28 protein-coding genes are annotated in these 18154 nt (G+C 65.0%); 6 read left to right on the top strand and 22 right to left on the bottom strand.

Going from position 1 to position 18154, the window contains the following annotated elements; translation table 11 throughout:
* Positions 1–100: 100 nt before the first annotated feature.
* A complete protein-coding gene (gene apbC / locus ACERLL_RS02405; protein WP_373654466.1) occupies positions 101–1192 on the bottom strand; it encodes an iron-sulfur cluster carrier protein ApbC in 1092 nt (363 codons plus the stop codon).
* Between the two features lie 249 nt (positions 1193–1441).
* Between apbC and rsxA the strand changes: the two genes are divergently transcribed.
* From rsxA to ACERLL_RS02375, 6 genes are read left to right on the top strand one after another with little or no spacing between them, the layout of a single operon-like run.
* Positions 1442–2023: an electron transport complex subunit RsxA gene (gene rsxA / locus ACERLL_RS02400; RefSeq protein WP_373654465.1), complete on the top strand. Its 582-nt coding sequence runs from the start codon at positions 1442–1444 to the stop codon at positions 2021–2023.
* 51 nt (positions 2024–2074) lie between these two features.
* Positions 2075–2653 carry an electron transport complex subunit RsxB gene (rsxB, locus tag ACERLL_RS02395; RefSeq protein ID WP_373654464.1) on the top strand — a complete coding sequence of 193 codons (579 nt, stop codon included), beginning with the start codon at positions 2075–2077 and terminating at the stop codon, positions 2651–2653.
* Positions 2646–4271, top strand: a complete 1626-nt coding sequence (gene rsxC / locus ACERLL_RS02390; RefSeq protein WP_373654463.1) for an electron transport complex subunit RsxC — start codon at positions 2646–2648, stop codon at positions 4269–4271. The genes rsxB and rsxC overlap by 8 nt, the downstream gene beginning before the upstream one ends.
* Positions 4272–4279: 8 nt before the next feature.
* Positions 4280–5380 (top strand): RnfABCDGE type electron transport complex subunit D, encoded by a 1101-nt coding sequence (locus tag ACERLL_RS02385; RefSeq protein ID WP_373654462.1) that lies wholly within the window; start codon positions 4280–4282, stop codon positions 5378–5380.
* The gene (gene rsxG, locus ACERLL_RS02380; RefSeq protein ID WP_373654461.1) at positions 5377–6015 is read left to right on the top strand and encodes an electron transport complex subunit RsxG; all 639 of its coding nucleotides are present in this window, start codon (positions 5377–5379) and stop codon (positions 6013–6015) included. Before ACERLL_RS02385 ends, rsxG begins: the two co-directional genes overlap by 4 nt.
* A gap of 35 nt (positions 6016–6050) precedes the next feature.
* Positions 6051–6764: an electron transport complex subunit E gene (locus ACERLL_RS02375; protein WP_373654460.1), complete on the top strand. Its 714-nt coding sequence runs from the start codon at positions 6051–6053 to the stop codon at positions 6762–6764.
* Positions 6765–6787: 23 nt separating this feature from the next.
* On the opposite strand, the gene ACERLL_RS02370 is transcribed toward ACERLL_RS02375, so the two are convergent.
* From ACERLL_RS02370 to rplN, 21 genes are all read right to left on the bottom strand, one after another.
* Entirely contained in the window at positions 6788–7543 is a 756-nt protein-coding gene (locus tag ACERLL_RS02370) for a hypothetical protein (RefSeq protein ID WP_373654459.1), read from the bottom strand.
* Positions 7544–7750: 207 nt separating this feature from the next.
* Positions 7751–8479 (bottom strand): SAM hydrolase/SAM-dependent halogenase family protein, encoded by a 729-nt coding sequence (locus ACERLL_RS02365; RefSeq protein ID WP_373654458.1) that lies wholly within the window; start codon positions 8477–8479, stop codon positions 7751–7753.
* Between the two features lie 83 nt (positions 8480–8562).
* Positions 8563–8940 carry a 50S ribosomal protein L17 gene (gene rplQ, locus ACERLL_RS02360; protein ID WP_373654457.1) on the bottom strand — a complete coding sequence of 126 codons (378 nt, stop codon included), beginning with the start codon at positions 8938–8940 and terminating at the stop codon, positions 8563–8565.
* 41 nt (positions 8941–8981) lie between these two features.
* Entirely contained in the window at positions 8982–9992 is a 1011-nt protein-coding gene (locus ACERLL_RS02355; protein ID WP_373654456.1) for a DNA-directed RNA polymerase subunit alpha, read from the bottom strand.
* 115 nt (positions 9993–10107) lie between these two features.
* The gene (gene rpsD, locus ACERLL_RS02350; RefSeq protein ID WP_373654455.1) at positions 10108–10734 is read right to left on the bottom strand and encodes a 30S ribosomal protein S4; all 627 of its coding nucleotides are present in this window, start codon (positions 10732–10734) and stop codon (positions 10108–10110) included.
* Positions 10735–10761: 27 nt separating this feature from the next.
* Positions 10762–11160 carry a 30S ribosomal protein S11 gene (gene rpsK, locus ACERLL_RS02345; protein ID WP_373654454.1) on the bottom strand — a complete coding sequence of 133 codons (399 nt, stop codon included), beginning with the start codon at positions 11158–11160 and terminating at the stop codon, positions 10762–10764.
* A gap of 30 nt (positions 11161–11190) precedes the next feature.
* Complete coding sequence (rpsM, locus tag ACERLL_RS02340) at positions 11191–11547, bottom strand: 30S ribosomal protein S13 (protein WP_373654453.1); 357 nt, start codon at positions 11545–11547, stop codon at positions 11191–11193.
* Positions 11548–11637: 90 nt separating this feature from the next.
* On the bottom strand, positions 11638–11751 hold the full coding sequence (rpmJ, locus tag ACERLL_RS02335; RefSeq protein ID WP_074471390.1) for a 50S ribosomal protein L36: 114 nt from the start codon (positions 11749–11751) through the stop codon (positions 11638–11640).
* 40 nt (positions 11752–11791) lie between these two features.
* Positions 11792–12010 (bottom strand): translation initiation factor IF-1, encoded by a 219-nt coding sequence (gene infA / locus ACERLL_RS02330; protein ID WP_054965206.1) that lies wholly within the window; start codon positions 12008–12010, stop codon positions 11792–11794.
* Between the two features lie 9 nt (positions 12011–12019).
* Positions 12020–12670 (bottom strand): adenylate kinase, encoded by a 651-nt coding sequence (locus ACERLL_RS02325; protein ID WP_373654452.1) that lies wholly within the window; start codon positions 12668–12670, stop codon positions 12020–12022.
* Positions 12670–14013: a preprotein translocase subunit SecY gene (gene secY, locus ACERLL_RS02320; protein WP_373654451.1), complete on the bottom strand. Its 1344-nt coding sequence runs from the start codon at positions 14011–14013 to the stop codon at positions 12670–12672. The genes ACERLL_RS02325 and secY overlap by 1 nt, the downstream gene beginning before the upstream one ends.
* A 185-nt stretch (positions 14014–14198) precedes the next feature.
* Positions 14199–14642, bottom strand: coding sequence for a 50S ribosomal protein L15 (rplO, locus tag ACERLL_RS02315; protein WP_373654450.1), 444 nt, complete (start codon positions 14640–14642; stop codon positions 14199–14201).
* 2 nt (positions 14643–14644) lie between these two features.
* Entirely contained in the window at positions 14645–14824 is a 180-nt protein-coding gene (rpmD, locus tag ACERLL_RS02310) for a 50S ribosomal protein L30 (protein ID WP_373654449.1), read from the bottom strand.
* Positions 14825–14829: 5 nt separating this feature from the next.
* On the bottom strand, positions 14830–15342 hold the full coding sequence (rpsE, locus tag ACERLL_RS02305) for a 30S ribosomal protein S5 (RefSeq protein WP_373654448.1): 513 nt from the start codon (positions 15340–15342) through the stop codon (positions 14830–14832).
* 14 nt (positions 15343–15356) lie between these two features.
* Positions 15357–15719 carry a 50S ribosomal protein L18 gene (gene rplR / locus ACERLL_RS02300; protein WP_373654447.1) on the bottom strand — a complete coding sequence of 121 codons (363 nt, stop codon included), beginning with the start codon at positions 15717–15719 and terminating at the stop codon, positions 15357–15359.
* A gap of 8 nt (positions 15720–15727) precedes the next feature.
* Positions 15728–16258, bottom strand: a complete 531-nt coding sequence (gene rplF, locus ACERLL_RS02295) for a 50S ribosomal protein L6 (protein WP_373654446.1) — start codon at positions 16256–16258, stop codon at positions 15728–15730.
* A gap of 13 nt (positions 16259–16271) precedes the next feature.
* Positions 16272–16670 carry a 30S ribosomal protein S8 gene (rpsH, locus tag ACERLL_RS02290; protein WP_373654445.1) on the bottom strand — a complete coding sequence of 133 codons (399 nt, stop codon included), beginning with the start codon at positions 16668–16670 and terminating at the stop codon, positions 16272–16274.
* 14 nt (positions 16671–16684) lie between these two features.
* Positions 16685–16870, bottom strand: coding sequence for a type Z 30S ribosomal protein S14 (locus ACERLL_RS02285; RefSeq protein WP_373654444.1), 186 nt, complete (start codon positions 16868–16870; stop codon positions 16685–16687).
* A 20-nt stretch (positions 16871–16890) separates the two neighbouring features.
* Complete coding sequence (gene rplE / locus ACERLL_RS02280) at positions 16891–17433, bottom strand: 50S ribosomal protein L5 (RefSeq protein WP_373654443.1); 543 nt, start codon at positions 17431–17433, stop codon at positions 16891–16893.
* A gap of 11 nt (positions 17434–17444) precedes the next feature.
* Positions 17445–17765 (bottom strand): 50S ribosomal protein L24, encoded by a 321-nt coding sequence (rplX, locus tag ACERLL_RS02275; protein ID WP_373654442.1) that lies wholly within the window; start codon positions 17763–17765, stop codon positions 17445–17447.
* Positions 17766–17784: 19 nt separating this feature from the next.
* Positions 17785–18153, bottom strand: coding sequence for a 50S ribosomal protein L14 (rplN, locus tag ACERLL_RS02270; RefSeq protein ID WP_373654441.1), 369 nt, complete (start codon positions 18151–18153; stop codon positions 17785–17787).
* Between the last annotated feature and the right edge of the window lies 1 nt (position 18154).

Here is an 18154-nt window from a genome sequence, read left to right as displayed (position 1 = left end):
GCTGCCGTCGCATTCTAGCAGCCCTGCGCCGCTGGGACCTCCACGAGAAAGGCCCGGCGGGATCCGCCGGGCCTTTTCCGCGCTCCCCCGCCAACGGGGCCTAGTCGGCCTGGATGGAGATGTTGGGGAACTTGTGGCTGTGGTCCTCGCCCTGCTTGGCGATCTCCACCGCCACCGCGTTGGCGATGGTGCGGTAGATCTCCGCCTGCCGGGAATCGGGCCCCGCCACCACCGTGGGATGGCCGGTGTCGGCCTGCTCCCGGATGTCCGCGTCCAGGGGAATCGAGCCCAGGAACTCCACGCCGTAGTCGTCGGCGAACTTCTGGCCGCCGCCGTGGGAGAAGATGTCGGTCTCCTCGCCGCAGCTGGGGCAGATGAACAGGGACATGTTCTCGACGATGCCAAGGCTCGGCACCCCCACCTTCTCGAACATCTGAAAGCCCCGCCGGGCGTCCAGCAGGGCGATGTCCTGCGGCGTGGAGACGATGACGGCGCCGGTGAGCGGCACCTTCTGAGAGAGGGTCAGCTGGGTGTCGCCAGTGCCGGGCGGCAGGTCCACCACCAGGTAGTCCAGCTCACCCCAGTTGGTGTCGCCCAGGAGCTGCTCCAGGGCCTGCATGACCATGGGCCCGCGCCAGACCATGGGCGTCTCCTCGTCGATGAGGAAGCCGATAGACATGGCCTTGAGGCCATAGGCCTCCTTGGGCTCCAGGGTCTTGCCGTCCTTGGAGGTGGGCTTGCCGGAGACGCCCAGCATGCGCGGGATGCTCGGTCCGTAGATATCGGCGTCGAGGATGCCCACCTTGGCGCCGCAGGCGGCCAGGCCCAGAGCGAGGTTCACGGCGGTGGTGGACTTGCCCACGCCGCCCTTGCCGGAGGCCACCGCCACCACGTTCTTGACCCCCTCCATGAGCTGTACGCCCTGCTGGACCTGGTGGGACTTGATGCGGGCCTCCATGTTCATCTCGACCTTCTTGACCCCTTCCACGCCTTCCACGGCGGCACGGGCCTTCTCGGCCACTTCCTTGCGCCCGGGACACAGCGGGGTATCCGGGCCGAAGACGAAGCTCACCTTGTTTTTCTTGAGCTCCAGATCCTGAATGAAGCCCAGGGAGACCACGTCCTGCTCGAAATCAGGATCCTCCACCTGCCGCAGTGCTTCCCAGATGGCCTCTTCGGTCGGGGTTGCCATGGCCTCGACTCCTTGCGAAATGCGCGCGTTTACCCGACCCTATTGGTCAGGATTATGGATCGATTTGTCCGTGCTCATCGGATGGTAAACCGTTCATGATACTATCCGGTGCGCCGGATCGAAAACGGGCCCAAGGTCCGTATCTTGACCCCAGGTTTAGCAAATTCTAATATATCTGATGCCACTTCTCTACCCGAAACCACGGCGGGCCGGCCGCCGCCGGGGAGCCGGCAGCAAGGCGGGACAGCCATGACGCACTACCTTGCGATCCTCGTGGGCACCGTCCTGGTGAACAACTTCGTGCTGGTGAAGTTTCTGGGCCTGTGCCCCTTCATGGGCGTCTCGCAGCGGCTGGAGACCGCCACCGGCATGGCGCTGGCCACCACCTTCGTGCTGACCCTGGCCTCCGTAAGCTCCTGGGTAATCGACCACTTCCTGCTGGAGCCCTTCGAGCTGGGCTACCTGCGCACGCTGTCCTTCATCCTGCTGATCGCCGCCCTGGTGCAGTTCACCGAGATGGTGGTACGCAAGACCAGTCCTCTTCTCCACCAGGTCCTAGGCATCTTTCTGCCGCTGATAACCAGTAACTGCGCGGTCCTCGGTGTGACCCTGCTCAATCAGCAGCAGGGCCACGGCTTCCTGGAAAGCGCCGTCTACGGCTTCGGGGCCGCCCTCGGCTTTTCCTTGGTTCTGATCCTGTTTTCCGGCATCCGGGAACGCATTGCCCTCGCGGAGGTCCCAACCCCCTTCAGGGGGTCGGCCATCGCCCTGGTTACCGCCGGACTGCTGTCGCTCGGCTTCATGGGCTTTACCGGTCTGGTGCGCCTGTAGCACCGCCCCCGCACCGGACCGTTCAGCTATAGATCGAAAAGGTTTCCATCCATGTGGATTGCCATTCTCAGCCTGGGGGCTCTGGCTCTGGCCATCGGGCTCTTCCTCGGGTACGCCTCGCGCAAGCTGGCCGTGGAGGAGGATCCGCTGGTGGAGGAGATCGACCAGCGGCTGCCCCAGACCCAGTGCGCCCAGTGCGGCTATCCGGGCTGCCGGCCCTACGCCGAGGCTATCGCCCGCGGCGAGGCGGAGATCAACCGCTGCCCGCCGGGCGGACAGGAAACCGTGGAATCCCTGGCCGATCTCCTGGGCGTGGAGCCCCCCAGCCTGGAAGGCGAGGAGCGTCCGCCCTCGGTGGCGATCATCGAGGAGGACAAGTGCATCGGCTGCACCCTGTGCATCCAGGCCTGCCCGGTGGATGCCATCGTCGGCGCGCCCAAGCAGATGCACACGGTGATCGAGGAGGCCTGCACCGGCTGCGAGCTCTGCCTTGAGCCCTGCCCCGTGGACTGCATTCTCATGGTGCCCATCCCCGAGACCCTCGAGAACTGGAAATGGCGGCATCCAGAGCGGGAGCCCGAGGGTATCGAGGACGAATCCGACAAGGAGGCGGCGGCCACCGGTGGCTGAGCACACGACCCCCATCCTGCCGGGCCTCTTCCAGGGGGGCATGCACCCCGCCGAGCATAAGGAGGCCACCGCCGGGCGCGCCATCCGGGCGATGGCCGTCCCCGAGGTGCTCCACGTACCCCTCAATCAGCATATCGGCAACCCCGCCCAGGCGGTTGTCCAGGCGGGGGAGACGGTCCGCAAGGGCGACGTGATTGCCAAGCCGGACGGCTTCGTCTCGGTGCCCATCCACGCGCCCACCTCCGGCACGGTCACCGCCGTGGCGGATTATCCGGCTCCGCATCCCTCCGGCCTCTCCGCGCCGGCGGTTTCCATCGAGGCCGACGGTCGCGACGAGTGGACGGAGCTCACCCCGCATCCGGATTACGAGCAGCTGCAGCCCGCCGAGATCCGCGCCCTGGTGCGCCAGGCGGGCATCGTCGGGCTCGGGGGCGCCGGCTTCCCCGCCTTCATCAAGCTGAACCCCGGCCCGGATCGGGCGGTGGACACCGTGGTGCTCAACGGCGGGGAATCCGAGCCTTACCTCACCTGCGACGACCGGCTCATGCGCGAGCGCCCGGCGGAGATCCTGCAGGGCGGATCCGTCCTCGCCTACGCGCTGGGCGCGGAGCGGGTGGTGGTGGGCATCGAGGCCAACAAGCCCGAGGCCTTCCAGGCCATGGCGACCGCGGCCGCCGATTGGCCCATGGTGGACGTGGTATTGGTGGAGAACCGCTATCCCATGGGCGCCGAGAAGCAGCTCATCCAGACCGTCACCGGACGCGAGGTGCCCAGCGGGCGGCTGCCCGCGGACGTGGGCGTGATCAACCAGAACGTGGGCACGGCCTATGCCGTCTACCGGGCCGTGGTGCATGGCGAGCCGCTCATAGAGCGGGTGCTCACCGCCGCCGGCTCGGCCCTGGCGGAGCCGGCCAACCTCACGGTCCGGCTGGGGACGCCCATCGAGGAGGTGGCCCGCGCCTGCGGGGGCTATTCCGACCTAGGACGCCTGATCATGGGTGGGCCGCTGGTGGGATCGGCGCTGCACACTACCGAGGCCCCGGTGGTCAAGGAGACCAACGGCCTGATCTTCCAGAGCCGAGCCGAGGTGGACGGGGCCTTCTCCCTGCCCTGCATCCGGTGCGGGGCCTGCGTGGACGCCTGCCCCGTCAACCTCATGCCCAATGAGATGTACAATCTGGCCCGCAACAAGGAATTCGAGCGGATCACCGAGTACGATCTCTTCGACTGCATCGAGTGCGGCTGCTGTACCTACGTCTGCCCCTCCCATCTTCCCCTGGTCCACTACTACCGCTACGCCAAGAACGAGATCGAGGCCAAGGAGCGCGAGAAGGAAAAGGCGGACATCGCCCGGCGCCGGACCGAGGCCCGCGATGCGCGCCTGCAGCGGGAGAAGGAGGAGAAGGAGGCCAAGCGCCGGGCCAAGAAGAAAGGGCCCGCCAAGGAAAGCGGCGGGGAAGGGGAGTCCGGCGACGCCCGGGAGGCCGCGGCCAGGAAAGCGGCGGAGAAGCGTCGCGCCATGCGTGGCCAAGGCCGGCAGGAGTCCCAAGAGCAGGCCGCCGGGGCCGATGAGGACGGGGGCGGGACCTCCGCACCCCAACAGCAAGACCAGGAGTAAGGGCCCGCATGGCGCAGTCCACCACGCCCAGCCTCGCAACCCCCAGTTCTCCCCATGCCCATGGGGGCGGCGGGGTGGGGTCCGTCATGGGCACGGTGATCATCGCCCTGGCGCCCGTCACCCTGTTCTCCTTCTATCTGTTCGGCTGGCCCGTGCTCTTCATGCTGCTGACCACCCTCGCCGCAGGGCTGGCCACGGAGGCTTTCGCCTTGTGGCTCATGGGCCGTCCCATCCGACCGCACCTGATGGATGGCAGCGCTGTGGTCACCTGTTTGCTGCTCGGGCTCAGCCTGCCGGCCTCGGCCCCTTGGTGGATCGCCGTGCTGGGCGGGGCCTTCGCCATTGGCGTGGGCAAGCAGGTGTACGGGGGCCTGGGTGCCAACCCCTTCAATCCGGCCATGATCTCGCGGGTCATGCTGCTGATCTCCTTCCCACAGCAGCTCTCCACCTGGCCGGCGATCCGCCCCCTGTTCTCCGAGGGCGCGCTGTCCTTCACCGAAGGCCTGCGGGTAACCTTTCTCGGCGAGCGGGGCCCCGCGCTCGGCATGGACGCGGCCTCGGCCGCCACCCCGCTCGGCCACCTCAAGACGGAGCTGACCTTAAGCCGTACCGTGGATGAGATCCTGGGCCAGGGCTACGACCATACCATGGCCCTGTTCGGCACCCTCTCCGGAAGCGCCGGCGAGACCTCCGCCGTGCTGATCCTACTTGGCGGCCTGTACATGTGGTGGCGGGGCATCATCGATCTGCGCATCCCCGGGTCCATGATCGCCGCCACCGCCGCCCTGGCCTTCGTCTTCCACGTGTACGACCCCTCGGCCTTCCCCGGGCCGGTATTCCATGTCTTCAACGGCGCGCTGCTCCTGGGCGCCTTCTTCATCGCCACGGACATGGTCACCAGCCCCACCACGCCGCGCGGGCAGATCCTCTTCGGCCTGGGATGCGGTGCGCTCACTTACATCATTCGCACCTGGGGCGGCTACCCCGAGGGGGTCTCCTTCGCCGTGGTGCTCATGAACGCCTGCGTGCCGCTGATCGACCACTACACCCGGCCCCGGGTGTTCGGGAAGGAGCGGGCGGGTGGCCCGCCGCTGGGGGGCGCGGAATGAAGCAGGTCTGGATCGTCGGTGGCATCCTGGCCCTGATCGCCGTGGTGGGGGCGGGCCTGCTGGCCGGCACCAAGCAGGTCACCGAGCCGACCATCAAGGCCAACCTGCGCGCGGACCGGCTCGCCCAGCTCCATGAGCTCATCCCCCACGGGCGCTACGACAACGACCTGCTGCAGGACACTATCAAGGTCCGCGACCAGGCCCACCTGGGCGCGACCGCCCCGATTACCGTGTACCGGGCACGCAAGGACGGCGAGCCCTCCGCGGTGGCTTTCCGCACCATCGCCCCGGACGGCTACAATGGTCGCATCGAGCTCCTGGTGGCCATCTGGGCGGACGGCAGCCTGGCCGGCGTGCGGGCCATTTCTCATGCGGAGACCCCCGGCCTGGGCGACCGCATCGAGACCGCCAAGAGCGACTGGATCAGGCAGTTCAGCGGCCATTCCCTGGGCACCCCCCCCGCCGGGGAATGGAAGGTGGAAAAGGACAACGGGGCCTTCGACCAGATGACGGGAGCCACCATTACCTCCCGCGCCGTGGTGGAGGCCGTACGCAAGGCGCTGGAATTCTATTCGCTGCGGGGCAGAGAGGTCCTGTTCGCCGAATCGGGGAGCAAGACCGCGGCGAAAGACTGAGCCCCGCGCATTTCTAGCAAGGAAGGACTTTCGGTATGAGCGAGCTGTCCATGGACGCCTTCCGCGAGGTCGGGCGAAAGGGCCTGTGGGACAACAATCCCGTTCTGGCCCAGGTGCTGGGCCTGTGCCCGCTGCTCGCGGTGAGCGGCACGGCGGTGAACGGCCTGGGCATGGGGATCGCCACCATCGCCGTGCTGACCCTGTCGGGAACCGCCGTTTCCCTGGTGCGCAAAACGGTGCCCGAGGAGGTGCGGATCCCCACCTTCGTAATCCTGATCGCCTCCTTCGTGACGGCGGTGGACCTGCTCATGAACGCCTATTTCCATGACCTACACAAGGTCCTGGGCCTGTTCGTTCCCCTGATCGTAACCAATTGCGCCATTCTTGGGCGGGCGGAAGCCTTCGCCTCCAAGAATCCGGTCCCGCTCGCAGCCTGGGACGGCTTCATGATGGGTGTGGGCTTCACCGGCGTCCTGGTGGTCCTGGGCATGATCCGGGAGGTCCTGGGGAGCGGGACGTTGTTCGCCGGTGCCGGGAACATGTTCGGGCCGTCCTGGGCCTGGCTGGAAACCACCATATTCCCGGAGTACGGCAGCTTCCTGCTCATGATCCTGCCGCCCGGCGCTTTCCTGGTGCTCGGATTCCTCATGGCCCTGAAGAACGTCATCAACGCCAAGGCGGAGGAACGCCGCGCGACGCGGCCGGCCGAGGTCCCCGGAGCCCCGGAGATCAAGCCGGAAGCCACCTGAGCCGCCGAGCCGCGCCCCGGCCCTCAGAAGCGGTAGGCCACGGAGGCGAAGCCGTAGTGTAGCCAGGCGAAGTTGTAGACCTCGTCGTTGTCCACCCCGCCCTCCAGGGCCCGGTAGCCGAGCCCGACCTGCCAGTTGTCGCCCACGTCACGCATCACCTTGAGGCCCAGGTCCAGTGCCCGGCCCTGGGGGGCGGCCAAACCGTCGAAGTCGAGCACGAAATCCCATCCCGGGGCGAAGCCGTGGCGGCCATGGAGGTGCAGCAGGGGTACAAACCCCACATTGGAGTCGCGCGCGCTCCGACCGTCCTGCTCCAGTTGGATCTTGGCGTCCCGGACCAGTCCGGTAAAACCGATCCGCCACACCGATCGGGGACCGCTGGCGAAGGTGTAGCGATAGGTGAGCCTGTAGGTGCTGAAACGGTAGGTGGCCTCGGTGCGCCCCGGCTCGAAGGTAGTTCCGGCGAATCGGACTTCCTTCCCCAGGCTGCCGGTGCTGCTCACCTCCAGGGGAGCGACCCCCAGGCGCAGCCCGTGTCGCCGGTTGAGATCCCAATCGGCGTAAATCCGGTAGAAGCCGTAGGGCCCGGAATCCACGACATCCAGCAGATCAAAGCGGGTGCCGGAATCTCCGGGGATGCGGACATCGTTGCGGCTCAGCCAGGCCGCACCGCCCTCCACCTCCAGCCCGAAGGGGCTCCGGTCGGCCGCCAGCAGTGGCGGCGCCCCCAAGAGCACGGCGGCCCCCGCGAAAAGCGCAGTCAGAAGCCTGCTATCCATTCCCTGCCTCCTTGTGGCCACCATCTCCCTCGGGGTTTGGGGCGTCAACTCGGGGGAACAGGCACCCTGGCCGGGGAAGCCCCAAGAAGGGACCGGGATGGGAGAGGCAAAAGGGCGGAGGGGCGACCGGAAGCACCGCGCCGAAGGGGGAAACCGTCGGCTCGCATTTACGAGCGGCCGGGCCTTCCGGGCCCTTGGTGGCCCGGATCAGTCGCTCACCCAGGAAACCGGCGTCCCGGTTCCGGCCCCCAGGCGCTTGGCGGCGGACCCTTCACGGGCAGCGATCTCTACCCGATCCAGACTGTTGCGGTACCAGAAGAGCTCACCGGGCCCTACCTCCCCGAAGGTACGGGCGAAGTCGACGGTACGCCCCTCTATGCGCAGGCGTCCGCCTTCGGCCGGCACAGGCAGGCCGGTCATGAGGTTACCGTAGTGGTCCACATACAGCACCTCTTCCCGCCGGGATTCCACCCGCACCGGCTGATCAACCAGCCCGTCCAGCACCATCCGATCCCCCCGCGAAAGGGCGGCGGCCACCGGTGCGAACAGGTCCCGGCCGTGGAAACTAGCGGATAGGACCCCCTGGCCAGGCGCATGCATCCGGTAGCAGCGTACACCTTGGCGCTCCAGCAACGGGGCGAAGAGCCCGTTGTCCGGTCCTACGAACCAGTGCTCCGGGGTTTCCACCACCAGCGCCTCGCGAGAGGTTCCCACCCCGGGATCCACCACGCCCACCACCACCATCCGCGGCGCCAGGTAGGGCAGCAGGGCCTCCAGGAGCAGGCCGGCCTGTCCCGGATTGAAGGCCGGCGCGTAGTGATGCAGATCGATCACCCGGGCCTGCGGAGCATCGGCCATGATCCGGGCGTGCATCTGACCCACGTACGGGTCCGTGATCCCGAAATCGGTAAACAGGGTGATGACCGGTTGCGCCATGAGTGACCTCCTGCATGGAGAACGAGAAGGGCCGGGCCCTTCCCGGACCCGGCCCTCCACGTTAAGGCACCGCTTGTCGCCGGTTATTCGGCCTCGGCGCCCTCGGGGCGGTCCACCAGCTCGATAATGGCCATGGGGGCGTTATCCCCTTCACGGTAACCCGCCTTCAGGATGCGGGTGTACCCGCCGGCCCGCTCCTGGAAGCGCGGCCCCAGCTCGTCGAATAGCTTACCCACCGCACCCCGGTCCTGGAGCTTGGAAAAGGCCAGCCGCTTGCGGTGCACGGTGTTCTCCTTGGCCTTCGTGATCATGGGCTCCACGAAGCGACGAAGCTCCTTGGCCTTGGGAACCGTAGTGGTGATTCGCTCGTGCTCGATGAGCGATTTCGCCTGATTGGTCAGTAGGGCTTTCCGCTGCGAAGCGCGACGGTTCAGCTTCCGACCGGATTTGCGGTGACGCATGCTTGAATCCCTTTGTGATGCGGTTCTACGCGCAGGGCCCGTTAGCCGGCCTGCTGATCCTCGTTGGCCTCGTCCTCGAGCTCGGGCAGATTCTCCGGCGGCCAGTTCTCCAGCTTCATGCCCAGGGAAAGCCCCATGGAAGCTAGCACTTCCTTGATCTCGTTCAGGGATTTCTTCCCGAAGTTGGGCGTTTTCAGGAGCTCCTGCTCGGTTTTCTGCACCAAGTCGCCGGTGAAGCGGATGTTCTCCGCCTTCAGACAGTTGGCGGAGCGCACGGACAGCTCCAGATCGTCCACGCTCTTGAGGAGGTTCGGGTCCACCTCGGTGCGCTCGGCTTGGCTGCTTTCCGTTGGCGCGGAAGGAGCGAGCTCGACGAAGATGGTCAACTGGTTCCGGAGCAGGTCCGCGGCACGCCGCACGGCCTCCTCGGCGGACAGACTGCCGTCCGTGTCCACCTCGAGAATCAGCCGATCATAGTCGGTCACCTGCCCCACACGGGCGTTCTCCACCTTGTAGGTGGCCCGGGTTATGGGGGTAAAGGTGGCATCCACGGGGATGACCCCGATAGTGGAGCTGCCGTCATCCTCGCGCAGGGCCGCCGGCTCATAGCCGCGCCCCCGGGAAACGGTGACCTCCATATTGAGGCTGCCGCCCGCGGCGATGTGTGCGATTTCCAGGTCCGGATTGATCACCTCGGCGTCGGCGGGCACGTCGAAGTCCGCAGCGGTCACCGCTCCTTCGGCGCTCTTGTTGAGGCGCAGGGTGACCTCCTCGTGGTCTCCGGCGATGGACACGGTCAAGCCCTTGAGATTCAGGATGATGTCCACCACGTCTTCCCGGACCCCTTCGATGGACCCGAACTCGTGGAGGACGCCTTCCATCTGAACCCTGGTTACGGCGGTTCCGGGCATAGAGGACAGCAAGATCCGCCGCAGGGCGTTGCCCAGGGTGTGCCCATAGCCGCGCTCAAGCGGCTCCAGGGTCACCTTGGCTCCGTGGCTGCCGTTGGGCTCGATTTCGATATTGTCCGGTTTAATCAAGGCGTCCGGCATGGCCGCCACTCCGTTTCGGCAATCTGAAGGAACAGGCGGAGGCGGCCGCACGGGGCCGCCGCCTCCTTGCATTCGGGAAAGCGCCGTAGAGGCGCTGTGACCGGCTCTCGCACCCTTACTTGGAGTACAGCTCCACGATGAGGTGCTCATTCACGGCCTGGGAGAGCTCGGAGCGCTCGGGAATGGACTTCACCACGCCCTTGAGGTTGCCCGAGTCCACCTGGAACCACTCGGGCCGGCCGAGGTCTTCGGTCCGTTGAACGGCTCCCTGCACACGGCCCTGCGTACGCGCCCCCTCGGCCACGGAGATCTCGTCCCCGGCTTTCACCTCGTAGGACGGCACGTTTACCCGCTCGCCATTAACCATGATCTGGTTATGGACCACCACCTGGCGCGCTTCCGTGCGGGAATTGGCAAAGCCCATGCGGTAGACGATATTGTCCAGCCGCCGCTCCAGAAGCTGCAGGAGCAGCTCGCCAGTGTTGCCCTTGCGCCGGGCGGCTTCCTTGTAGACCCGCCGGAACTGGTCCTCCATCAGGCCGTAAGTGCGGCGCACCTTCTGCTTCTCACGCAGCTGAAGGCCGAACTCCGACTGACGGCGGCGGCTCTGCCCAGCCTCCCCCGGCGGATAGGGACGCTTTTCGATCGCGCACTTATCGGTGTAGCACTTCTCTCCCTTCAGGTAGAGCTTCTCGCCCTCCCGACGGCAGATGCGGCATTTGGGACCGGTATATTTCGCCAAGGCTGACTCCACACCCTCGTTGTTTGCTTAGACCCGACGCTTCTTCGGCGGCCGGCACCCGTTATGCGGCAGGGGGGTCACGTCGCGGATGCTGGTGATCTTGATGCCCGCGGCGTGCAGGGAGCGCACGGCCGATTCGCGGCCCGGCCCGGGACCCTTGACCTCCACGTCGAGGCTCTGGATACCGTGCTCCTGCGCGACCCTGGCGGCCTGCTCGGCGGCCACCTGAGCGGCGAAGGGCGTGCTCTTCCGCGACCCCTTGAACCCGGTGGCTCCGGGCGTGGACCAGCAAAGGGTGTTGCCCTGCCGATCGGAGATGTTCACCAGGGTGTTGTTGAAGGTGGCCTGGATGTGAGCCACCCCCTCGGCTACATTCTTCTTGACTTTTTTCCTGCTGCGCGTGGCGCGGCGTTGTTGCTTAGCCATTTCCCGTCGAATGCCTTTGTTCTGACCGACTTAGCGGTTGATCGGCTTGCGCGGGCCCTTCCGGGTGCGCGCATTGTTTTTGGTGTTCTGACCCCGGACGGGGAGGCCCCGCCGGTGACGAATACCCCGGTAGCTCCCCACATCCCGAAGCCGTTTGATGTTCATGGAGATCTCACGCCGAAGATCACCTTCGACGGAGTACTCGTTAACGGCGTCCCGTACAGCCACCTCTTCGCTGTCCGTGAGGTCGCGGACACGGGTGGCCGGATCCACTCCCGCTTTCCGGCAAATCTCTTCGGCGCGGGTGTGTCCGATCCCGTAGATGTACGTCAGGGCAATGACTACCCGCTTGCGCACGGGGATATTGACACCTGCAATGCGGGCCATAGGTATTCCTCGCGTTCGCTACATATCAATCCGCTCCGCCGGCCAGGCAGAGGGAAAAGAACAAATTCTAGGCCAGGAGCTAGGTCCCGGTCAACCTTGCCGTTGTTTGTGCCGCGGATCCGAGCAGATTATCCGGACTCTTCCCTTCCGCTTGATCACTCGGCAATTCCGGCAGATCGGCTTCACCGATGCACGAACTTTCATCCTTGCTTTCCTCCATCCCCGGCCGGCGAATCGGGCCGACTCATTTTGCCCGGTAGGTGATCCGGCCACGGTTCAGATCATAGGGAGTCAATTCCACCGTGACCTTGTCGCCGGGCAGGATCCGAATATAGTTTTTGCGCATCTTTCCCGAGATGTGGGCGATCACCTCGTGCCCGTTCTCCAGCTCCACCCGGAAGGTGGCGTTGGGCAGGGTCTCGACGATCTCGCCCTGCATCTCGATGGTGTCTTCCTTGGCCATACGCCCTCGTTACCCTGCCTGGATTATCCGGGAGATCTCTCCCAGAACCGCTTCCGGTTCCCGGTCCCCGTCGATCTTCCGGTAGATCCCTTGCTGCTGATAGTACTCCACAAGGGGCTGAGTCCGTTCGGCGAAGACGCCAAGCCTGGAGCGCACGGTCTCCTCCTGGTCGTCCTCGCGCTGGAACAGCTCGCCCCCGCACGAATCGCAGACCTTGTCCTTGGACGGCGGATTGAACCGGACGTGGTAGCTAGCCGCGCAGTCCCGACAGATCAGTCGCCCGGAAAGGCGTTCCACCAGAGCCTCGTTCTCCACGTCGATGTGGATGACGTGATCCAGCCGCTGATTGATGGCCTCCAGCATCTCGTCCAGGGCCTCTGCCTGAGCCACTGTCCTGGGGAAGCCATCCAGGATGTATCCGTTCTGGGCATCCTCGGCCTGAAGGCGTTCCCGGATGATCTCCACCATGATCTCGTCGGGCACCAGATCGCCGGCATCCATGTAGGATTTCGCCTTCTGGCCCACCTCGCTGCCCTCGGCGACCGCCTTGCGAAGAATGTCGCCCGTGGCGATCTGCGGGATATCGAGCCGCTCGGCGAGCATCTGCCCCTGGGTTCCCTTGCCGGCCCCCGGAGGGCCAAGTAAGACCATGCGGGTCATCAGCTACGTCCACCTTTCAGTCGCGCCTTCCGCATCAGGCCCTCGTACTGGTGAGAGACCAGATGGGATTGGATTTGATTGGCCGTGTCCATGGTCACCGCCACGATGATCAGCAGCGAGGTGCCCCCGAAGTAGAACGGTACGTTCCAGTTCACAATCAGGAATTCCGGAAGCAAGCAAACGGCGGTGACATACAGGGCGCCGAAGAAGGTCAGCCGGGTGAGCACGCGATCCACGTAGTTGGCTGTCTGCTCACCGGGCCGGATGCCCGGAATGAAGCCGCCCGACTTCTTCAGGTTATCCGCCGTGTCCCGCGGGTTGAAAACGATCGCCGTATAAAAGAAGCAGAAGAAAATGATGGCGATGGAGTACAGGACCACGTACAGCGGCTGCCCGGGAGATATGGCCTGCGCCGCCCCCTGGAGCCAGTTCATTCCCTCGGAGCTGCCGAACCAGTTGGCGGCCGTCACCGGAAACAGGATGATACTCGAAGCGAAAATGGGCGGGATCACCCCGGCCATGTTCACCTTGAGCGGTAGATGGGTACTCTGCCCACCGAACATCTTTTGTCCCACCTGGCGCTTGGCGTACTGGATCGTGATGCGCCGCTGGGCCCGTTCCATGAAAACGATGAAGCCAGTCACGGCAAGCGCCATGAGCAGCAGGAAGAGGACGAACAACGGCTGGAATTCGCCGGTCCGCGCCAGCTCAAGCGTCCCGTAAAGGGCGGAGGGAAGCCCGGAGACGATGGCGGCGAAAATGATCAGGGAGATGCCGTTGCCGATCCCCTTCTCGGTGATCCGCTCACCCAGCCACATCAGGAAGGTGGTACCGGCCACCAAAGTGATTACGGTGGTGGCGCGGAAGCCCCAGCCCGGATCCAGGACCACCGGGTTTCCGCCGGCCTGCATGGACTCCAGCGCGATGGAGACGCCCAGGCCCTGGAAGGTGGCCAGCCCAACCGTCAGGTAACGGGTATAAATATTGATCTTGCGCCGGCCCGCCTCGCCCTCTTTCTTTAGCTGTTCCAGCTTGGGGGATACCACGGTGCCCAACTGGAGAATAATGGAGGCCGAGATATAGGGCATGATACCCAGGGCGAACACGGTCAGACGTGACAGCGCCCCCCCGGAGAACATGTCGAAAAGCCCCAGCATGGACCCCTGCTGCTGGCTGAAAAAGTTGGCCAGCGCGTCGGGATCGATGCCCGGGGTTGGGATGTGCGCGCCGATCCGGTAGACGATCAGGGCCCCGAGCACGAACAGAATGCGCCGCTTGAGCTCGTCGACCTTCGTCAGATTCCCGACCTGGGCCAGGCCACCGAGGCTGCTCCCGACTGCCATGGTTCAATCCGCCTTGTTCATACGGGATTCCGGAGTATTCCGTCTCGGGCCCCTCGGACCAAAGACCGGCCCTTCCCGGGCCGGCCTGAACGAGCAGGGCGAGGGCAGGGCACCTCGCGCCCCCGGATCCCTAATGGATTTTGTCTGCGCCGTTCAGGAGCGGTGGGTCGAAGGGAAGCAGGGCGTTACTGCTCGTCCACCACGCTGCCACCGGCTGATTCGACGGCCTTGCGGGCGCCGCCGGTCACCTTGGTAAGCCGGATGGTCAGCTTTCGCTCTAGATTCCCGGATCCCAGCAGCTTTGCCCACTTGTCGGCGCCGCTGATGATCCCGAGGTGGCGCAGCGCCTCCTCGGTGACCTCGGAACCGTCCTCGAAGGCGTTCAGGTGGTCCAGGCGCACCTCGGCGTAGCGTTCGGCGAAGCGGTTGTGAAAGCCCCGTTTCGGGAGGCGCCGCTGAAGGGGCATCTGCCCACCCTCGAAGCCCGCCTTGATGGAGCCACCGGAACGCGCCTTCTGCCCCTTGTGGCCACGGGCCGAGGTCTTGCCCCAACCAGAGGATTCGCCGCGACCGACCCGTTTCCGCGTTTTACGGCTTCCGGGGGTCGGCTTCAGCTCATTGAGTTTCATGCTTACTCCTCGACTTTAACGAGGTGCGCCACGGATCTCGCCATTCCCCGAACCTGGGGGGTGTCCTCGCGCTCAACCGTATGATTGAGGCGCCGGAGGCCCAGGCCGCGAAGGGTGGCCCGATGTTTCTGCTGAGAGCCGATGGGGCTCTTGGTAAGGGTGATCCGGATGGTTCCAGCCATGGTCACTAGCTCCAGATTTCGTCCACGGGCTTACCGCGCTTGGCGGCCATCTGCTCGGGGCTGACCATCTGATCCAGCGCATCGAACGTGGCCCGGACGACGTTTACCGGGTTCGAAGAGCCCAGAGATTTGGCCAGCACGTCCTTTACGCCCATCACCTCCATGACAGCGCGGACCGGACCGCCCGCGATGATCCCGGTGCCGGGGCTCGCGGGCTTGAGCAGCACGCGGGCGCCGGCGTGGGTCCCCTCCACGGTGTGGAAGAGGGTGTCCCCATGAAGCGCAAAATGGCGCATGTGCTTACGGGCCTGCTCCATGGCCTTGGAAATGCCGTCCGGAACCTCGCGGGCCTTGCCCCGGCCGAAACCAACCCGGCCCTCGCCGTCGCCGACAACGGCAAGGGCGGCGAACCCGAACTGCCGGCCACCCTTCACGGCCTTGGCGACACGGTTGATATTGACGAGCTTTTCCTGGAGGTCGTCCGACGGGCTATCAGCTCTTTGGTTTGCGGCTGCCACAACCGTCTCCTTTTCTAGAACTTCAGGCCGTTTTCGCGCGCGGCCTCGGCCAGGGCCTTGACCCGGCCATGGTACTGGTACCCGCCGCGATCGAAGGCGACGTCCCCGACCCCGGCCTGCTTGGCCCGTTCGGCGAGAGCCGCCCCGACGGCCCGGGCGGCGTCCACATTGCCGCCCTGGGAGAGATCCGCGGCCAGCTCCTTATCCACGGTGGAGGCGCTGGCTACGGTGCGCCCCTCCAGGTCGTCGATGATCTGGGCATAGATATGCTTGGAGGACCGGTGCACCGAAAGACGGGCCTTGCCCTGTTCCCGGATTTTGGCCCGGGCCTTGCGGGCGCGACGTTGCCGACGCTGATCTTTGGTAATTTTGCTCATGGCTCCGCCTACTTCTTCTTGGCTTCCTTGCGGATAATGCGCTCATCCGCAAACCGAATCCCCTTACCTTTGTAAGGCTCGGGCGGCCGGTAGCTGCGGATGTCCGCGGCGACCTGGCCGACCTGTTCCTTGCTGGCACCTCGGACCACTACCACGTTGCCCTCGACCGCCACCGACACCCCTTCGGGCACCTCGTAGGCGACCGGGTGGGAGAAACCGAGCTGCAGATTCACGGTCTGGCCCTTCACATCGGCGCGGTAGCCCACACCGTTGATCTCAAGGCGCCGCTCGAAGCCCTCGTGGACGCCGGTGACCATGTTATCCACCAGCGAGCGCATGGTCCCGGCGAAGGCGACGGACTTCCTGGAATCGTCCCTGGGCACGAAGCGGAGCAGGTCTTCTTCCTGGTCGATCCGCACATGGGGATCCACGGCCTGGTCCAGCTCGCCCTGAGGTCCTTTCACCCGGATACTTTCGGGATCGATGCTGACCTCGACCTTCTCGGGCACACGCACGGGAGCGTTCGCAATACGGGACATGGGTCAGTTCCCTTTAGTAGACGGTGCAGAGAAGCTCGCCGCCGATATTCTCGGCCCGCGCCTGCCGGTCGGTCATGACCCCCTTGGAAGTGGTGAGAATCACCACGCCCAAGCCCCGCAGGACCTTGGGGATCTCGTCGGAGCCGGCATAACGCCGGAGACCGGGGCGACTGGCCCGCTGAAGGTGGGTAATCACCGGCTGGCCGTTGAAGTACTTGAGCTCAACGGAAAGGGTACGCTTACCGTTGCCCTCGTCATGCTCTTCATAGCCGTTGGTGAACCCTTCCTCCTGAAGAATCCGTGCGACTGCGGTTTTCAGTTTCGAGGCCGGCATGGACACGGAATGCTTCTCGGCCATCTGGCCGTTACGAATCCGCGTCAGCATGTCGGCGATCGGGTCGGTCATGCTCATCGCTTAAGCCCTCACTACCAGCTGGACTTCGTTACGCCCGGGACCTCTCCCTGCAGGGCGTGTTTTCGGAGGCACAGCCGGCACAGGCCGAACTTTCGGTAATAAGCGCGGGCGCGACCGCAGTTGTTGCAGCGGTTATATTCCCGCACGCTGAATTTCTGCTTTCGCTTGGCCTTGGCGATTAGCGATTTCCGTGGCACGGCCTACCTCACTTCTTTATTTAGTTCCGGAACGGCATGCCAAAACCGTTGAGGAGCGCTTTGGCCTCCTCGTCGGTGGGCGCCGTCGTGGAGAAAATAATGTCCATCCCCCGGACGCGGTCGATCTTTTCGTAGTCAACTTCCGGGAAGATGATCTGCTCGTTTACGCCCATGGCGTAGTTGCCCTGGCCGTCGAAGGAGTTGCCGTTCAGTCCCCGGAAATCGCGAATTCGGGGCAGGGCCACCTGGATAAAGCGATCGAGGAACTCGTACATCCGCTCACGCCGCAAGGTCACCTTGCAGCCCACCGGCATGCCAGCCCGGATCTTGAACCCCGCCACGGACTTGCGGGCCCGCGTCATCATGGGCTTCTGGCCGGAGATGGCCGCCAGCTCCTCCATCGCGTTATCCAAAGCAGAGCGGTCCCGAGCCGCGTCGCCGATGCCCATGTTGATGGTAATCTTATCCAGCCGCGGGACCTGCATGGGGCTGGCGTAGCCGAACTCCTTCAACAGCTGAGGAGCCAACTCCTCCTTGTAGCGCTGCTGTAACCGGGCTTGCATCGCCGAAACTCCTAACTGTCCAAAGCCTCGCCGCAAGAGCGGCACATCCGCACCTTGCGACCATCTTCGAGGGTCTTGAAGCCGACTCGAACGCCCTTGTCACAGGAGCGGCAGAAGGGATTCACCTTGGACATGTCCAGAGGGGCCTCCCGCTCCTGGATCCCGCCGGCAATACCGGCCTGGGGGTTGGGGCGGACATGCCGCTTAACCATGTTCGCATTGGCAACGACGACCCGGTTCTCCCCGGAAAGGACCCGCTGCACCGTTCCGCGCTTCCCGGCGTCCTTTCCGCTCCGGACGACAACATCGTCGCCTTTCTTGATTCGTTGCATCTACTAGTCTCCCGCGGCTTTAAAGGACTTCCGGGGCCAGGGAAATGATCTTCATGAAATTCTTGGCCCGAAGCTCCCGGGTCACGGGACCGAAGATCCGCGTCCCGATCGGCTCAAGGGAGTCGTTGAGCAGAACGGCGGCATTCCGGTCGAACCGGATCACCGAACCGTCCTGCCGCCGCACGCCCTTGGCGGAGCGGACCACGACGGCGTTGTACACGCCGCCTTTCTTCACCCGGCCACGGGGGGCGGCTTCCTTGATGGTGACCTTGATCACGTCGCCGATATTGGCGAATCGGCGTTTGGACCCGCCCAAGACCTTGACCGCCTGAACCTCGCGGGCCCCGCTGTTGTCGGCAATGCCAAGCCGAGTCTGCATCTGAATCATC

It is taken from the genome of Thiohalorhabdus sp. Cl-TMA (genome assembly GCF_041821045.1).
GTDB classification, from domain to species: Bacteria; Pseudomonadota; Gammaproteobacteria; order Thiohalorhabdales; family Thiohalorhabdaceae; genus Thiohalorhabdus; species Thiohalorhabdus methylotropha.
Note: the sequence above shows the minus strand (reverse complement) of the source record. Positions and strands in the feature narration are given on the sequence as shown.

What these genes read in the sequence shown, in the direction of transcription:
- rsxB (WP_373654464.1), top strand. Translation starts at nt 2,075, where the DNA reads ATGTGGATTGCCATTCTCAGCCTGGGGGCTCTGGCTCTGGCCATCGGG.
- rpsH (WP_373654445.1), bottom strand. Translation starts at nt 16,670, where the DNA reads ATGAGCATGACCGACCCGATCGCCGACATGCTGACGCGGATTCGTAAC.
- rplN (WP_373654441.1), bottom strand. Translation starts at nt 18,153, where the DNA reads ATGATTCAGATGCAGACTCGGCTTGGCATTGCCGACAACAGCGGGGCC.
- ACERLL_RS02325 (WP_373654452.1), bottom strand. Translation starts at nt 12,670, where the DNA reads ATGACCCGCATGGTCTTACTTGGCCCTCCGGGGGCCGGCAAGGGAACC.
- rsxA (WP_373654465.1), top strand. Translation starts at nt 1,442, where the DNA reads ATGACGCACTACCTTGCGATCCTCGTGGGCACCGTCCTGGTGAACAAC.
- ACERLL_RS02370 (WP_373654459.1), bottom strand. Translation starts at nt 7,543, where the DNA reads ATGGATAGCAGGCTTCTGACTGCGCTTTTCGCGGGGGCCGCCGTGCTC.
- apbC (WP_373654466.1), bottom strand. Translation starts at nt 1,192, where the DNA reads ATGGCAACCCCGACCGAAGAGGCCATCTGGGAAGCACTGCGGCAGGTG.
- rplQ (WP_373654457.1), bottom strand. Translation starts at nt 8,940, where the DNA reads ATGCGTCACCGCAAATCCGGTCGGAAGCTGAACCGTCGCGCTTCGCAG.
- secY (WP_373654451.1), bottom strand. Translation starts at nt 14,013, where the DNA reads ATGGCAGTCGGGAGCAGCCTCGGTGGCCTGGCCCAGGTCGGGAATCTG.
- ACERLL_RS02365 (WP_373654458.1), bottom strand. Translation starts at nt 8,479, where the DNA reads ATGGCGCAACCGGTCATCACCCTGTTTACCGATTTCGGGATCACGGAC.
- ACERLL_RS02375 (WP_373654460.1), top strand. Translation starts at nt 6,051, where the DNA reads ATGAGCGAGCTGTCCATGGACGCCTTCCGCGAGGTCGGGCGAAAGGGC.
- rplX (WP_373654442.1), bottom strand. Translation starts at nt 17,765, where the DNA reads ATGCAACGAATCAAGAAAGGCGACGATGTTGTCGTCCGGAGCGGAAAG.
- rplE (WP_373654443.1), bottom strand. Translation starts at nt 17,433, where the DNA reads ATGCAAGCCCGGTTACAGCAGCGCTACAAGGAGGAGTTGGCTCCTCAG.
- rplF (WP_373654446.1), bottom strand. Translation starts at nt 16,258, where the DNA reads ATGTCCCGTATTGCGAACGCTCCCGTGCGTGTGCCCGAGAAGGTCGAG.
- rpsM (WP_373654453.1), bottom strand. Translation starts at nt 11,547, where the DNA reads ATGGCCCGCATTGCAGGTGTCAATATCCCCGTGCGCAAGCGGGTAGTC.
- rpsK (WP_373654454.1), bottom strand. Translation starts at nt 11,160, where the DNA reads ATGGCTAAGCAACAACGCCGCGCCACGCGCAGCAGGAAAAAAGTCAAG.
- rpmD (WP_373654449.1), bottom strand. Translation starts at nt 14,824, where the DNA reads ATGGCTGGAACCATCCGGATCACCCTTACCAAGAGCCCCATCGGCTCT.
- infA (WP_054965206.1), bottom strand. Translation starts at nt 12,010, where the DNA reads ATGGCCAAGGAAGACACCATCGAGATGCAGGGCGAGATCGTCGAGACC.
- ACERLL_RS02385 (WP_373654462.1), top strand. Translation starts at nt 4,280, where the DNA reads ATGGCGCAGTCCACCACGCCCAGCCTCGCAACCCCCAGTTCTCCCCAT.
- rplO (WP_373654450.1), bottom strand. Translation starts at nt 14,642, where the DNA reads ATGAAACTCAATGAGCTGAAGCCGACCCCCGGAAGCCGTAAAACGCGG.
- ACERLL_RS02355 (WP_373654456.1), bottom strand. Translation starts at nt 9,992, where the DNA reads ATGCCGGACGCCTTGATTAAACCGGACAATATCGAAATCGAGCCCAAC.
- rplR (WP_373654447.1), bottom strand. Translation starts at nt 15,719, where the DNA reads ATGAGCAAAATTACCAAAGATCAGCGTCGGCAACGTCGCGCCCGCAAG.
- rpmJ (WP_074471390.1), bottom strand. Translation starts at nt 11,751, where the DNA reads ATGAAAGTTCGTGCATCGGTGAAGCCGATCTGCCGGAATTGCCGAGTG.
- rsxG (WP_373654461.1), top strand. Translation starts at nt 5,377, where the DNA reads ATGAAGCAGGTCTGGATCGTCGGTGGCATCCTGGCCCTGATCGCCGTG.